General features: G+C 48.7%; 15 protein-coding genes and 1 pseudogene. 12 read left to right on the top strand and 4 right to left on the bottom strand.

Translation table 11 applies throughout. The annotated features are described in order from the left end of the window. Positions 1-68: 68 nt before the first annotated feature. The 7 genes and pseudogenes from CZ379_RS19690 to CZ379_RS27210 form a co-directional block, all read left to right on the top strand. A complete protein-coding gene (locus CZ379_RS19690; protein ID WP_110933175.1) occupies positions 69-1,103 on the top strand; it encodes an FUSC family protein in 1,035 nt (344 codons plus the stop codon). A 242-nt stretch (positions 1,104-1,345) separates the two neighbouring features. Next, on the top strand, positions 1,346-3,691 hold the full coding sequence (helD, locus tag CZ379_RS19685; RefSeq protein WP_110933174.1) for an RNA polymerase recycling motor HelD: 2,346 nt from the start codon (positions 1,346-1,348) through the stop codon (positions 3,689-3,691). A 76-nt stretch (positions 3,692-3,767) separates the two neighbouring features. Continuing rightward, the gene (locus CZ379_RS19680) at positions 3,768-5,006 is read left to right on the top strand and encodes a bacillibactin exporter BcbE (RefSeq protein ID WP_110933173.1); all 1,239 of its coding nucleotides are present in this window, start codon (positions 3,768-3,770) and stop codon (positions 5,004-5,006) included. Positions 5,007-5,142: 136 nt separating this feature from the next. Continuing rightward, entirely contained in the window at positions 5,143-5,826 is a 684-nt protein-coding gene (locus tag CZ379_RS19675; protein WP_199925689.1) for a DsbA family protein, read from the top strand. A gap of 129 nt (positions 5,827-5,955) precedes the next feature. After that, on the top strand, positions 5,956-6,627 hold the full coding sequence (gene rpiA, locus CZ379_RS19670) for a ribose-5-phosphate isomerase RpiA (RefSeq protein ID WP_110933171.1): 672 nt from the start codon (positions 5,956-5,958) through the stop codon (positions 6,625-6,627). A 17-nt stretch (positions 6,628-6,644) separates the two neighbouring features. Beyond that, entirely contained in the window at positions 6,645-7,079 is a 435-nt protein-coding gene (locus CZ379_RS19665; protein ID WP_110933170.1) for a GNAT family N-acetyltransferase, read from the top strand. Positions 7,080-7,209: 130 nt separating this feature from the next. Further along, positions 7,210-7,353: pseudogene (locus tag CZ379_RS27210) on the top strand (hypothetical protein); the annotation flags it as partial. Between the two features lie 80 nt (positions 7,354-7,433). Here the strand turns inward: CZ379_RS27210 and CZ379_RS19660 are convergent. Together CZ379_RS19660 and CZ379_RS26310 are read right to left on the bottom strand one after the other, a co-directional pair. Then, positions 7,434-8,105 (bottom strand): tetratricopeptide repeat protein, encoded by a 672-nt coding sequence (locus CZ379_RS19660; RefSeq protein ID WP_110933169.1) that lies wholly within the window; start codon positions 8,103-8,105, stop codon positions 7,434-7,436. Between the two features lie 132 nt (positions 8,106-8,237). Continuing rightward, complete coding sequence (locus CZ379_RS26310; RefSeq protein WP_199925688.1) at positions 8,238-8,705, bottom strand: AMP-dependent synthetase and ligase; 468 nt, start codon at positions 8,703-8,705, stop codon at positions 8,238-8,240. Between the two features lie 318 nt (positions 8,706-9,023). Between CZ379_RS26310 and CZ379_RS19650 the strand changes: the two genes are divergently transcribed. The 4 genes from CZ379_RS19650 (at position 9,024) to coaD (ending at position 11,010) form a co-directional block, all read left to right on the top strand. After that, positions 9,024-9,119, top strand: a complete 96-nt coding sequence (locus CZ379_RS19650; RefSeq protein ID WP_055108512.1) for a hypothetical protein — start codon at positions 9,024-9,026, stop codon at positions 9,117-9,119. A gap of 132 nt (positions 9,120-9,251) precedes the next feature. Further along, positions 9,252-9,440, top strand: coding sequence for a hypothetical protein (locus CZ379_RS19645; RefSeq protein ID WP_110933168.1), 189 nt, complete (start codon positions 9,252-9,254; stop codon positions 9,438-9,440). 450 nt (positions 9,441-9,890) lie between these two features. Then, positions 9,891-10,514 (top strand): 16S rRNA (guanine(966)-N(2))-methyltransferase RsmD, encoded by a 624-nt coding sequence (gene rsmD / locus CZ379_RS19640; protein WP_110933167.1) that lies wholly within the window; start codon positions 9,891-9,893, stop codon positions 10,512-10,514. Then, positions 10,498-11,010, top strand: coding sequence for a pantetheine-phosphate adenylyltransferase (coaD, locus tag CZ379_RS19635; protein WP_110933166.1), 513 nt, complete (start codon positions 10,498-10,500; stop codon positions 11,008-11,010). The genes rsmD and coaD overlap by 17 nt, the downstream gene beginning before the upstream one ends. A 45-nt stretch (positions 11,011-11,055) precedes the next feature. On the opposite strand, the gene CZ379_RS19630 is transcribed toward coaD, so the two are convergent. Continuing rightward, positions 11,056-12,309, bottom strand: a complete 1,254-nt coding sequence (locus CZ379_RS19630; protein WP_110933165.1) for a nucleoside recognition domain-containing protein — start codon at positions 12,307-12,309, stop codon at positions 11,056-11,058. Between the two features lie 110 nt (positions 12,310-12,419). Between CZ379_RS19630 and CZ379_RS19625 the strand changes: the two genes are divergently transcribed. Further along, positions 12,420-13,469: a SepM family pheromone-processing serine protease gene (locus tag CZ379_RS19625; RefSeq protein ID WP_110933164.1), complete on the top strand. Its 1,050-nt coding sequence runs from the start codon at positions 12,420-12,422 to the stop codon at positions 13,467-13,469. Here CZ379_RS19625 and CZ379_RS26765 read toward each other — a convergent pair. Beyond that, positions 13,459-14,233: nucleotidyltransferase family protein (locus CZ379_RS26765; RefSeq protein WP_234404960.1), on the bottom strand; the 775-nt coding region annotated here is incomplete at its 5' end. The genes CZ379_RS19625 and CZ379_RS26765 overlap by 11 nt on opposite strands.

Below are 14,233 nucleotides of genomic sequence, written 5' to 3'. Positions count from 1 at the left end.
AATTGAATTACAGAGGGAATTGGGTAAAAATGAGGTAATGATAGACTTAGCGAACAGGAGGAATCTTCGTGACGTTTGGAGCCAGAATGCTCAAAACCGGACTTGCAGTAACATTAGCTCTATATGTAGTCTTCTGGTTTAACTTATCATCGCCTGTTATCGCTGCGGTAGCGGCTATCTTTGCGATGCAGCCGTCGATCTATCGCTCATGGCGGTACTTGCTGGATCAACTGCAGACGAATACCCTTGGCGCCGTACTCGCCATGGCGGGGGGCGCAATATTCTCTAATGAACCGATCGCGGTAGGTCTGGTGTGCATACTCGTGATCATGATCTGTATTCGCTTAAAGATGGGCGAGACGATCGGCGTGACCCTTGTAACGGTCGTCGCGGTCATGGAGGCATCCGGACAGTGGGAATTTGCCCTTACCCGATTCACGCTTATCCTAGTAGGGATTGTCTCGGCGTTTGTCATTAATATCATCGTATATCCTCCTAAGCCAAGGGTCCAATACGAGAACCAGACCAAGAAAACGTTTGAGCAATTATCCATTTTGCTCCGCACGGCGATTTCAAGTGAAATGAAGGAGAGTGTATTCCGCGATCAGAAGCGGGAACTCGAGGACAAAATTAAATCCATCGGTGACACTTATAAAATGATGGAAGAAGACCAGAAGAAATTAAAAAGGCCTAAATTCAGCAACAGCCGCCAACTGGTCGTATATAAGCAAATATTGCGTACGCTCCGCAAAGGCTATGAAGTACTGGATGCCATTGAACAGCATTATTTTCAGGCGCCGCGTCCTCAGGAAGTCAACGAGGAATTTGATATGCATTTAGAGAAGCTCATTAAATTTCATGAGCATATTATGCTGAAGTTTGAGGGCAAGCTGAAGCCAAACTCTCGAGAGGCGGAAGTGTTCGAGTTGGAAAACAACAGTTTTCAGCGAAGCATGCTGGATCGTTTTGCCGAACAGCGGGAGGGAGTACTTCGATTATCAATCGTTGCCGCGGAAATTTATGAATACGGTCATCAACTGCAGCGTTTAAACCGGCTTGCCGATCATTCCGATATACCGGCATCGTCTTCACACGATAAGTAGCGCGAAGGCGGTGTCGCCAATGGAAAAAAACAGTCCCTCTATCCTCGCGGACAGGGGGACTGTTGAAATTGTAATAAAAAATGGTTAAAATGAAAAATGGACTGAAAAAAATCTTCAAAGACATAGTAAATCTGTATAAATTATATCACAAATCAACTTATTTGTCAACTTTCCGAGGTGTTAAGGGATAGACTAAAGGAATAAGCGATCAGCGTTGAGTAAATGTAGAGGGGCGATCATCATTGAATAGTACGGACAAGGATTGGCAGGAAGAACAGCTACGCGTCGAATATGTTGCCGATCAGATTGAGAAGCGCATTCGTGGGCTTGAGCAGGAGGTAAGCCTCGTGCGGGATGATGTTGTCGGCATGCGTAGAGATTTCTGGGATGAAGTTACTGTCAACTTTAGTGAGGCGGACGACGTTGGCGAAACCTCGACCAGCTTGCGGCAGCAATCCCAGGTTCTGAATGACCGGGAGAGAAGCCATTTGCATGCTTCGGCAGCTCTGGGGAAGATGAAGCGGTTGAAGCAATCCCCATATTTCGGGCGTATCGATTTTGCCGAGGATGGTGGCGAGAAGGAAACGATCTACTTAGGGATAGCCTCATTGCTGGAAGAGGGGGATGAGGAGTTTCTTGTATATGATTGGCGAGCGCCGATTTCCAATTTGTACTATGACGGCGTACCGGGCCCTACCTCTTATTTGACTCCTTCAGGGACGATTGAGGGAACCATGTCGCTTAAGCGGCAGTTCGTCATTCATGGGCGCGTTATCAAGCTGATGTTCGATACGGGAGTTACGATTGGCGACGAGATGCTTCAGCAGGTGCTGAGTCGAAGCTCGGATGCGCAAATGAAGAGCATCGTGGCCACAATCCAGAAGGAGCAAAACCGAATTATACGCAACGACCATAGCCGGATGCTTATTGTGCAAGGCGCAGCAGGCAGCGGGAAGACCTCGGCAGCTCTACAGCGAGTCGCTTATTTGCTGTATAAGCATCGGGAGCATTTAAACGCGGATCAAATGATTCTATTCTCGCCCAATCCGATGTTTAACAGCTATGTTTCTACCGTTCTTCCAGAGCTTGGCGAGGAGAACATGCAGCAGACGACGTTTCAGGAATATTTGGAGCATCGTTTGGGAAGAGAGTTTCAGCTCGAAGACCCCTTTGTGCAAATCGAATATGTCCTGACGAGCACAGAGGATTCGGATTACGCACACCGAATTAGCGGGATTCGTTATAAATCCTCCCCTTTGTACCTTGAGGCGGTGAATCGATATAAGCTTTGGCTGGAAAAGAAAGGGATGAAGTTCCGTCCGATTCGTTTTCAAGGCAAGAGCGTGGTGAATGCCGAGGAAATATCCCGGCAATTTTATGAGTATGACTCCGCTATAACTTTAGCGAATCGTTGTGAACTGCTAAAGGAGTGGCTGTTGAAAGAAATTGCCGCTTTCGGAAAAAGCGAGCTGGAAGCTCCATGGGTCGAGGAGCAGATTCAGCTTCTGGATGCCGAGGATTATCAGCGGGCATACCAGCGCATGCGCCGAAAACAGCGAGGCACAGCCGCTTCGTTTAACGATTATGAGGACGAGAAGGAGATTCTCGGCCGCATGGTGGTGAGCGACCGTTTGAAACCGCTGCGCCGCTGGGTAAAGGCTTTGCGCTTCGTCGATATGACGAAGCTGTATACACAGCTTTTTGATGATGCCAGTATCGCTGCTGAATTAGGACTTGAAGCGCTGCCGGAGGACTGGAGCGCAATCGGCCGGCAAACTATAGATAAAATTCGGGCGGGCGAAATGTATTATGAGGACGCTACCCCGTTTCTATATCTTAAGGAACTGGTGTTAGGCTTCCGTTCGAATACGGATATTCGCCATGTCATCATCGATGAGGCACAGGACTATTCGCCGTTTCAATTGTTCTTCCTTAAGCGGCTGTTTCCCCGTGCGCGAATGACAGCGCTTGGCGATTTAAATCAAGCGATTTATGCTCACGCATCGGTATTGCAGCAGTCTGCCACCCTAACTGATTTGTATGGAACGGAGGAGAGCGAGCTCATCGTGTTGAAGCAGAGCTACCGTTCCACACGTGAAATCGTTGAATTTACGAAGGGGATGATTGCCGGAGGAGAGGATATTGTTCCTTTTAGTCGCGAAGGCGAGAAGCCCCTCGTTAGAGTGCTTGCAGATCGGGAGGCGTTGCACCGTGAAATTAGGGGAGATTTGTCCGCCTTGCGGAAGGACGGATATGAAACGATTGCGGTCATATGCAAGACGGCAGAGCAGAGCGAGCAGGTATACGAGATGATGCTTACGACCGACCTGCCAGTCAAGCTGATTAAGAAAACAACGCTGTCCTTTGAGAAGGGGATCCATATCATTCCGGCTTATCTGGCGAAGGGCGTGGAGTTTGACGCTGTTCTCATCTACGATGGCTCAAATGTTAACTATACGAAGGAGGCGGAGCGCAAATTGTTCTATACGGCCTGTACGAGAGCGATGCATCTGCTGCACATTTACTCGATTGGAGAACCAAGCCGATTTGTGAAGGAGAGCGAGCGCGAGACCTATATCCAATCCTAGGACAGGAAAGAGCAGAATATATTTTAACTTTTCAACCACACTAATGTACATGTCGTGGTTGAAAGGTGGCCAAAGGATGGATAACAAAAAAGGCGATTTGTTTGCTCTTGCTTCGATACCATTAATTATGACGCTCGGGAATTCGATGCTCATTCCGATATTGCCCCAAATTTCACGTGAGCTGCATGTATCCTCTCTTGAGGTCAGCATGCTCATTACGGTATACGCGGTGGTCGCCATCTTGCTTGTGCCGATCGCAGGTTATCTATCCGACAAATACGGGAGAAAAATGATCATTATCCCGAGCTTGATCATAGCTGGTGTCGGCGGGGCGATATCAGGCGCAGCAAGCTGGTTTGCGGATGGAACAGCAGTATATTGGATCATACTGGCCGGGCGCTTGCTGCAAGGAATCGGTGCTGCAGGAGCGTTCCCCATCGTCCTTCCACTCGTCGGCGATATGTTCGACGATGACGAGGAGGTCAGCCACAGCCTGGGGATCATCGAGACGTCCAACACCTTTGGCAAAGTGCTTAGCCCGATTTTGGGAGCTCTTCTTGGTGCGTGGATCTGGTATGTTCCATTTCTGGCCATTCCTGTTTTATGTCTTGCCTCCTTGCTGCTCGTCATTTTCATGGTGAAGGAGCCGAAGCGTAAAGAAGAAGCGAAGCCGTTAAGGGAATTTATGAGTACGGTAAAAAAAGTATTTCAAGAGAAGGGCCGCTGGCTATACGCTATTTTTGCAATCGGTTGTATTTGCATGTTTTTGTTGTTCGGCGTGCTTTTTTACCTATCCGAACAGTTGGAGAGCAAGCATGGTCTTGAAGGTGTGCTGAAGGGGCTGGTGCTGGCCATACCGCTGGCAGCGCTCTGTCTTGCTGCTTATTTTACGGGTAAAAAGATCGGCAATAACAAGAAAATGATGAAATGGTGCGGGGTCGCTGGTTTAGTCATGTCAACGGGAGCTCTTTTTGGCATAGGTTTCTTTAACAATATATATTTTGTTATTGCTTGCTTGATCGTCTGCGGAGCGGGTATCGGCATCGTTCTACCAAGCTCCGACGCATTGATTACCGAAGGCATTGAGAAGTCTCTGCGCGGCACAATCACCTCTATTTATGGTAGTATGCGATTTATCGGCGTATCATTGGGGCCTCCGATCGTATCGCTTCTAATGAAGGCAGGGCATATGACGTTATTCTTCGTGATTGCCGGCGTGTCGCTTGTTGCAGTTATTCTGCTGCTGATCATGGTCAAGCCGGAATCGGATGAAGGCAAAGGCGGGGTCAAAAAGGTGGCGCGTCCAGCTCATTAATCCTAAATGTATATATTTCACAAAAAATCCACGATTAGATAGTGTTTGTGTTAAATTTGTCCTATTTCTTCCTGGTTTTCCCCTATAAAATCGAACAATCAAAGGATAAAATTTGATGTTGATGGGGGGAACAGGAGTGAAGCAGCATAAACGTAAGCTGGGACTCGTTACGCTGGCAGTGATAGCTTTACTTGCGGTAGGAATCGTAGTTTATAGCGGCTTGCAGAGCAAATTAGCGAAAGCGGAATTTCCCGATTTTGATCAGGTGTCGGTTCAATGGAATCCGGAAGGATTTAACGAGCTGGAGCAGCCTTATATTGGCAACAAGGATGCTCCGATTACCATCGTTGAATTTTCTGATTACAAGTGTCCGGCCTGCAAAAGGTGGAATGAAGAGGTTCTTCCCGAGCTTAAACAGGAATATTTGGATACGGGCAAGGCTGTGTTGTATTATGTCGATTACCCTTTTCTCGCGCCGGATTCCAACTTAGCAGCATTAGCGGGGGAGACGCTGTATCAGCAGAATCAGGAATATTTCTGGGTCTACCATCATAAAATGAGCGAACTCCAAGGCAAAAAGGATGATACCTGGGCAACGAAGTCATTTATTCTCGATTTAGTGCGTACCCATATTCCTGAAGCGGATATCAAGAAATTTGAGAAGGATTTGGACAGCCAGACCTACAGCGCCAATGTAAAAAAAGATCTCATGATCGTAGAGCGTTATCAAGTAAGAGGAACGCCGACGGTGTTCGTTAATGGCAAAGAGGTTGAAGATGCTTCATTTGCCGGCATTCAAGCCGCGATTGAGAATCCATAGTTTTAATCGGCAAGTCCGCAAGCGGACTTGCTGTTCTTTTTTGCTTCATATTTTGGTATGATGTAAGCGTGATTCTTATCGATACAGGCTCTACATAATAGACAAGCAACATGACCAGGAGGGGTAACCATGAATGCAAAGCAAGCGGCGGGCTACCGTGCAGCGGAATTGGTAAAGGAAGGGATGACGGTCGGACTAGGAACAGGGTCGACGGCCTATTACGCAATCGAGAAAATCGGTGAAATGGTAGCTTCGGGACTCCGCATTCGGGCGATTGCTACATCAAAGGCTTCGGAAGAGCTTGCTGCTAAATATAATATTCCGCTTGTTCCTGCAGCCGATGTGGATCGGCTTGATATTGCGATTGATGGCGCGGATGAGGTAGATCCGAATCTCGCTTTAATTAAGGGCGGCGGGGGCGCCTTGCTTCGGGAGAAGCTGGTTGCCGTGCAGAGCGATCACTTTGTTGTCATTGCCGACAGCGATAAGAGAGTAGCTCATTTGGGACAATTCAAGCTGCCGATCGAAATCGTGCCATTTTGCTATGAATGGACTTTGCGTCTGCTGCAGACTCGCTACAATGTGCCTATAGAAATGCGCATGAACGGCGATGAACTGTATATCACGGATAATGGCAACTATATTGCGGATGCTTCATTCGGCAAAATTGACAACCCGGGAAGGCTGAGCGACGAGCTGAAAGCAACGACAGGCGTGGTCGAGCATGGTCTGTTCGTAGACATCGCCCATACGGTTATTGTCGGTTACGGGGATGGAAGTACGGAAGTTATCGGGAAGTAGGAAGGAAGTTCTTAAACATGCTTATAGATGTCAAATCGCAATTGGCGAATGAAGAAATTCGGGAACTGCTTGAATATGCGGTGCATGGCGACGAAGAGAAGCTTGACCAGGCGGTGAAGGAGTACGCATCCGAAGATTGCAAGCTGTATGCCTTTCAGGAGGACGGCCAGTATATCGGAATTATCGGTTACCGCAAGGTGGATAGAGATACGATGGAACTGCAGCACCTTGCAGTCCACCCGGAGGATCGCGGCATGGGCTATGGCCGGGGAATCATTCTTGATGCCTTATTGCAGGAGAGTCCGGATTTGATTCTAGTGGAAACGGATGAGGAGAGCGCTGATTTTTTTCGCAGCATTGGCTTTCAGGTGACTGGATTTACGCAGTATCCTGGCGGGCCAGAGTACTTTCGCTGCACCTATGAGACGGAGGATGAAAGCGAAGAAGATTAAGCTACTGGCACAGAGAATAAGCAGAAGGCATACATGGACATTGGTCTATGTATGCTTTTTTTATCGGCTGCCGTTTATTTGGAAATACTATGGTTTCGATGTATAAGACGTGCGTGCTTCGACGCTGTGAATCGCTACAGTTGTACTTGCGGGTCTTGTGTTATATGCCGTCAACGTATTTCCATTCTTTATCCCGGTTATGGTTAAGTTGTTCGGCAAGACGAAATGGTGGCCGTTCCTTAGTGAGACGAAGTCAAAGAACGAAGAAACTTGATGAGGGTGTGGCGAGTCGTAAATTGTACCGTAGATATAACAAATAAGCCGCCGATCCTCTTGGGCCGGCGGCTTATTTAGCTATTGCGCGAGCTTTTTGAAATAACTTTTCCAAGCCCATTTTCGTTCATCTCGCTTCTTATATCTGGGCAAAGTACGATAAATCGCGATCGATTCTTCCCAAGCCTGCTTAGCTTCCTCTTTCCGGTTCAAGGATTGGTATAGGCTGCCGATGAGATAATACGCTTCACTGGAGGAGGAGTAATGCTCGCCGAATTGCTCGGTGTAATACAGCGCCTTCTCTGGGCTTTTCTCGCGGAACGCCAGGGCGAGACTTAAATAGGGCTGTCCGTATTTGACGCGTTCATTGATCTTAAGCGCATGGAGAGTGTGCTGCTCCCCTTCTTCCAATTTCCCCATTCCCAGAAGGGCTTCTCCCAGATCGCTCCAGTACTCTGCTGACGTGTCGGATGATGATTTGACTTCTTGAAGCAGATCGTGAGCTTCTTGAAATTTTTTGCGATCCAACAGAAGCCTGGCGAGCTCTCTTTTTGAAGAGACATCAAATGAATTAAGAGCTAGCTGCTGCCGCAATCGGGCGATATGGCGCGATCTGCGAAAGGGCTTGGTCAGGCTGGGGAAAATACCGATGAAGCGTCGGTCCAGAAAGTATAGGATAGCTAGAAAAATAAGCAGGGAAAAGAATACATTTCCTGTAAGCCAGGAAAGTATAATGAGAATTAAAAATTTCATGTTCTCCTCCGTCGGTCATATTATTTTCCAATTATACCACGCAGAAGGATGATTGTGCTCATATATGTACGTCTCATAAATATATACAAAAAAGGCAGCACAAGAAATTCTTGGCCTGCCTTTTTCACTCTTTTATTGATAACCGCGCATTTGTGAGCTTTGTCCCATTTGACCCATGGAAGAGCTGGATGGGGAAGGGCTGAAGCTGCTTTGACCATAGCTTTGTTGGCCATAACCCTGTTGTCCAAAGCTCGGTTGACCATAATTTTGGCCCATGGAACGCTGCCCAACCCCAGTTTGAGCATAGCTGGAAGGATTATTGAAATGGGAGACATTTGAATTTACGATATTCTCAATTTGGTTGGCAAGTTGCGAAATTTGTTGGTACTGGTGCATCGCTGTTTGATGTCCTTGCAGTGCTGATTGGATTTGTTGGGCAGCTTTCCGTTCACGCTGGGCGATTTCATCAAGCTGCATCGCGTTCTGCTGCTCTTGTTCCATCAATTGCTGATACATCGTGGTCGCTTGACGGGTTTGCTGTTCGAGCTGCTGAATCGTTTGTTCGATTTGGCGAATTTGGTGGTTTACATTTTGATGCATGTTGGAAACTCCTCCTAAAGGTAAGTTGTTGTAATTAGAAACCAGAGTTAGGTTTCCCTGAGGGGGTAAAGATATTCATAGGAGTTGATTTCCGATGCTAGGCCAGAATAGGGACGAAGCCGGGACACAAAGTCTGAAGGAGATGATGATCTGGGTAGAAGACTATGGGCAGCTTGAGATCAAACGGCAAATTTTATGAGGCAAAGAAGTTATCATTGCCGCTCATTGGATAAGCATACAGTTTTTATAACAGTCCAATCCTCGTAGTAACGATTGAATATGCTGAATATGTACTTAAAGAGCAAAGGAGGTATTCCTATGGGCGAAATTGGAAATGGAGGACTTTTTACTTCTACTGGGGTTATACTTGTTCTGTTCATCCTGCTGGTTATCGTTTCCCGTGCATGGATCTAACTATTTACAATTGAAGCTTTCATTACTGACATCCGCCAGGCAGAGCCTGGCGGATTATTGTATAGCTAAAGGAAGGAGATTCTTAGTGCTATGGTATAATATTCCATGATTATGGTGAAGAGGTGAAGGAAAATGAACGATAATCACTCAAATCAACCAGGAACATCTAGGACAGATCCTTATGCGGCTAAAACCAACTTCGATGTCAATAAGCAGCAACTGCATAAAAGCGGTGTACCTGGTCTATGGCGGCAAATTTGCAATTTGTCGATTTTAGTGGCGATCATTGCCCTGGTCGTTGTTTTGGTGAGGATGTTTTGAGATTAGGCTTTATTCACTGCACTGCACATGGCATGAATAGAAGTGTGGAAATTCACTAATTGGGTGAACCGGACACTATGCAGTATCTTTAAGGTAGTGTTGGAGAATTGGTTCCTAATTCGTCCCCAATCCACAAAAAAAGGACAAAAGCCCTCGTAGAATTCTACGCTACAAAGGCTTTTGTCCGGGCGCCCCTTGCGGGACGCCCATCATGGGAGAGGAGAAACCGGACGAAGAGCTTATGGGGAAACGTAAGTCTTCTCCGCGGTTGTCTACGACATTTGTGATGTCGATATTTCAAGTTTGTCCCGGTCTATTGGTTTTATACCTGCGGCATGAAAAAGATTAAAAAATACTGCAAATTTCAATCTGCCAATGATTGTGGTACGATATCGACATACCATGTGGAGCATGGACAAATAGGTAACTCAAATTAAGGTGTGAATAGCGATGAGGGTAATATCGGGAAGCGCGAGGGGCAGACCTTTGAAAGCCGTTCCCGGCAAGGGTACAAGACCAACCACGGATAAGGTGAAAGAGGCTTTATTCAGTATGATCGGCCCCTACTTTGAAGGCGGGAATGTACTTGATTTATTTGCGGGCACAGGAGGCCTGGGCATTGAGGCGCTCAGCCGTGGCATGGACAAAGCCATATTCGTGGACTTGGACTACAAAAGCGTAGAAACGGTAAAAGAAAATTTAAAGGCCGCAGGGTTAACCGGGCAGGCTGAAGTGTACAAGAACGACGCGGAAAGAGCAATTAAGACGCTAGCCAAACGGGGGGCGTCTTTTGATCTTGTTTTTCTAGACCCGCCGTATCGTTTGAAGCACGGAGATAAGCTGATGGAGCGGATGGACGAGCTAAATTTGCTTGAGGATCAGGCAATCCTTGTATTGGAGTATGAATCCTCCTTCGACTATCGGGATAATTTCGGCCGTTTCAGAATGATTCGCAAAACAGATTATGGAGAGACAGGGATTACGATTTATGTCTACGAGAAAGAAAACGAAAACAAGACAGAATCGGATTCGATGGAGAAGGAGGAGCAGAGTCGTCATGGAGCAACAACATGAGCTTCGAATTGCGGTTTATCCCGGTAGCTTTGATCCGGTAACAAAAGGGCATATGGATATTATCCAGCGTGCCTCCCGCCAGTTTGACCGGCTGATCGTAGCCGTACTGAACAACACAAGCAAGAACCCCCTTTTTACGGTGGAAGAGAGGAAGGAGCTTCTCCGAGAAGCGACGCAGCATCTACCTAATATAGAGATTGACAGTTTTCGAGATCTTCTCGTCAATTATATGGACTATAAGCAGGCCCATGTGATCGTGCGCGGCATTAGATCCGTGACGGATTTCGAGTATGAGCTGCAGTTGGCATCAACCAACCATAAGCTGAACAGCGAGGTTGAGACAATTTTTATGATGACGAACCCCAAATATTCATATTTGAGCTCAAGTGTCGTAAAGGAAATCGCCAACTTTCATGGGGATGTGTCAGATCTCGTTCCACCGATCGTGGAGGAAGCTTTGAAGAGCAAATATAAATCGAAGCCTGCGAAAGCTTAATTCGGTTTGTTTCTTAAATATCTAGGCTGGTAATTCTGCATTTTGTTAGGAAATACTTTTCGTCTTCATACGTTTTGTCCATAGAGAAACGGTAAAAAAGACGAAGATCACCAGCAAACCAAGCATGCAAAGCTGCCAGGAGAGGACGCTTAAGTAGATTTCCCATTTCCGAAATTGCAGTTCTCCGCTGGCGACCCAAACAGCAGCCCCGTTGTAGTCTCTGGAGGCAGGGGAAGATAGCGGCATTATCGCTGAAACCGGCTTCCATAGTAGCAAAGTCAGTACATAGGCATACATGCTGTGAATGATCCGATTGATTAGAAAAAAAGTTCCGCTAAGCCCAGTAGGCTTTAGCGCGGCACGCACCTGCAAATATGCGCTCATTCCGCTCCAGCCCAGCAAGGCTCCGATCAGAGCGGCTGGAAGCGGAGAAGCTAAATCAAGCTTGGAGACGGCATGGGAACCCAAATGAACTTCCAAAAAGGCGGCGATGGGCGTTGCTGCCAAAGCTGGCGTTAGGACGGTTGCAAGCATTGAGGAAGCGATATGGATAATGACGGCAAAAATAAGCATGTATCCGCCGGTAGCCATTAACGTCTGCACCGCCGAGCTCACGGAGTCGCCGAGCAGCTTGCCGAAGCCGCGACCATCTTCGCGGCGCGCCTCCTCCATATGGCGCAATGCGAGACGCCAGCGGGAGACGTAGGGGCTGCTTTCCGCGTTTTTTTGCGGAGAGAGCTTCGTCCCTGCATGTTTGCGATGACGGACGGAGGAGAGCAGGTGCATGGTCATTGCGGCGCTGAGGCCCGCCGCCCAGTGAATGCCAAGCAGGAAGAGGCCTGATTCAGGCTGCTTCATAAAACCGGTGCCCACGACGATGACGATCAGGACTGGGCTGCAATAATGCGTGAAGCTGGCTATTTGCTCCGCCTCCCGGGCGGAGACTCTTCCTTGCTTATATAATGTAGCGGCGGCTTCGGCGGCTGCGGGGAATCCGGCGGTCATCCCTAAGGGAAGCACCCAGCCCAGCGCTCCCGGCAGGCCGAGAACACGGCGAGTCATTGGTTCGATGAGGGTTCCGAGCCCATGGGCATACCCTGATGCCATGAGAATTTGAGAGAGCACGAGAAAAGGCAGCAGAGCTGGGAATACGATTCTCCACCAGAGGGCAAGTCCTTGGCTCGAGGCTTCAAAAGCTTGGCTGGGAGCATAAATGATACAAACGACTAGCAGAACGGCGGTCATACCCAGCAGAACCGTGGAGAACAGGCTGCTGCCTTCGGAACGTTCGAAATTCATACGCGTTCACCTCTTTATGAGCTTAGGAATGGCTAGTACATGTCTATGCTCGGTCAGCCGTTGAAAGACCACCAGTTACACTGGTTTGGTGAAAGAGAGGAAGCAAAGATATGCGTCAACCCAGATCAGGAGTCATAAAAGCGGGGTTATACATCATCACACTCGCCGTTATTGTGTATGTGGTTGTATATATGCCAACACCTTATATGATCAACCAGCCCGGTACGGCGGAGGAGATTAAGCCGATGGTGTCTATACCTGCCGGTGATCCGGAGGAAGAAGGCACGTTTATGCTGACAACGGTGTCAGTAAGCTATGCTAATCTTGCGATGCTGGCGACCTCCCCGTTCCAACCTCATGCGGAGGTCGTTCGCAAGGAGCCGGATCGGAATGAGAAAGAATACGCTACACAGCAGCATTATTACATGAGCAGCTCCCAATCGAATGCGATTATGGCGGCTTACAATCTGGCTGAAGTCAAATATGCAGTCGTTCCTGAGTATGTATTTGTCGTCGGATTATCCAAGACTTTCGCTCCCAAGGGGGATTTCCAATCGGGAGATATTATTTCCAAGGTAGATGGACAGCCGGTCGAGCGCTTTGAGGATCTGCCCGAATTGCTGCAGGGCAAAAAAGCCGGGGATCAGGTGGAGGTTGTGTTAAGCCGAGATGGCAAAGAGATCCGCCAGCAGGTCGAGCTAGTAGAAATCGGGCAAGATGACATTGGTTCCAAGGCGGGCCTTGGCGTAAGTGTCGGAGAGGTTCGCAAGGTAAAGCCGGCCGATAAGGAGAAGGAGGTCAAATTTGCGGACACACGGATCGGCGGGCCGTCCGCAGGCTTGATGTTTACGCTTGAAATTTATAATCAATTAACTCCGGGCGATCTCAGCAAAGGCTACCGGATCGCCGGCACGGGTACTATTTCAGAGGACGGCGCGATCGGATCGATCGGCGGCGTGCAATTTAAAATCGTTGCCTCGCATCGGGAGAAGGCGGAAATATTTTTTGTGCCGGAAGCGAATTATAAGGATGCTAAGGTGAAAGCGGATGAAATCGGCACGACGATGCAGCTTGTTCCGGTAAAGCATGCCGATGAAGTGCTTCGTTATTTGGAAGAGCTTCCCGCAAAAACGCCGGTCAAATCAGAATCTAAATCATAATCGGCGGCTGGCGATAGTCCCGAAATACTTCGGAATTGTCTCGGATCGGCATGGCATTTGCATATGCCGCGGCGGCTCGAATGTCGAGTTCAAGACCGGGGTCGGATAGTGCGGCTGCTCTTGTAACAATGGGAAGCGCAGCACAGCTCTTCATTTGTTTGAGGAGCATGCGGCCAGTGGCGCTGAAGGCGAGCACGCGGACATAACCGGGGCCTTTCGCCAGCTCCATTGGAGACAGGGCGCAGCGGTCGTGCTGCAGCAAAATATGCAAGAGCATGCGCTGTAATTTCGTATAGGTGTATCGCTTCGTTTTAAGCTTCCCCAGCAGTTCTTCTACAGTTAACTGCTTTAGCTCGGGCAGTATTTTCTTAATGCGATATTCCAAGCCCTCGGTGACTTCATGGTGCGCGGCCAGAGCTTCGGGAGAGCTGGTCAATAGCAGGTGGAACAGCGGTCGGGCGAAGCTCTCCCATGTGATGGGGCCTCGCCCGGCTTTGAATTCCCGGGCGAGGATTTCCGCCGTATAGGGCGGGATGTAGGGCGCGGCGTCTTGGAGACTGCCGCCGCCCGCGATGAGCCCGCGTACGGCGGTGGCGCTGGCGATGTTCGCGGAGCGGGGCTCAGCATCACGATAGCCAGCGCCCTCGCGCCGCACGGTGAGCGGCGCAATCGCGCTGCCGAGCCGCTGCAGCGCGATGAGGTAATGCAGCCCAAGGCTGTTGTTGGGCTGCTCCAGCAGCGCGCGCGCTGCGTCGGCAGCGGCG

The organism is Paenibacillus bouchesdurhonensis, assembly GCF_900155685.1.
GTDB lineage: Bacteria > Bacillota > Bacilli > Paenibacillales > Paenibacillaceae > Fontibacillus > Fontibacillus bouchesdurhonensis.
Note: the sequence above shows the minus strand (reverse complement) of the source record. Positions and strands in the feature narration are given on the sequence as shown.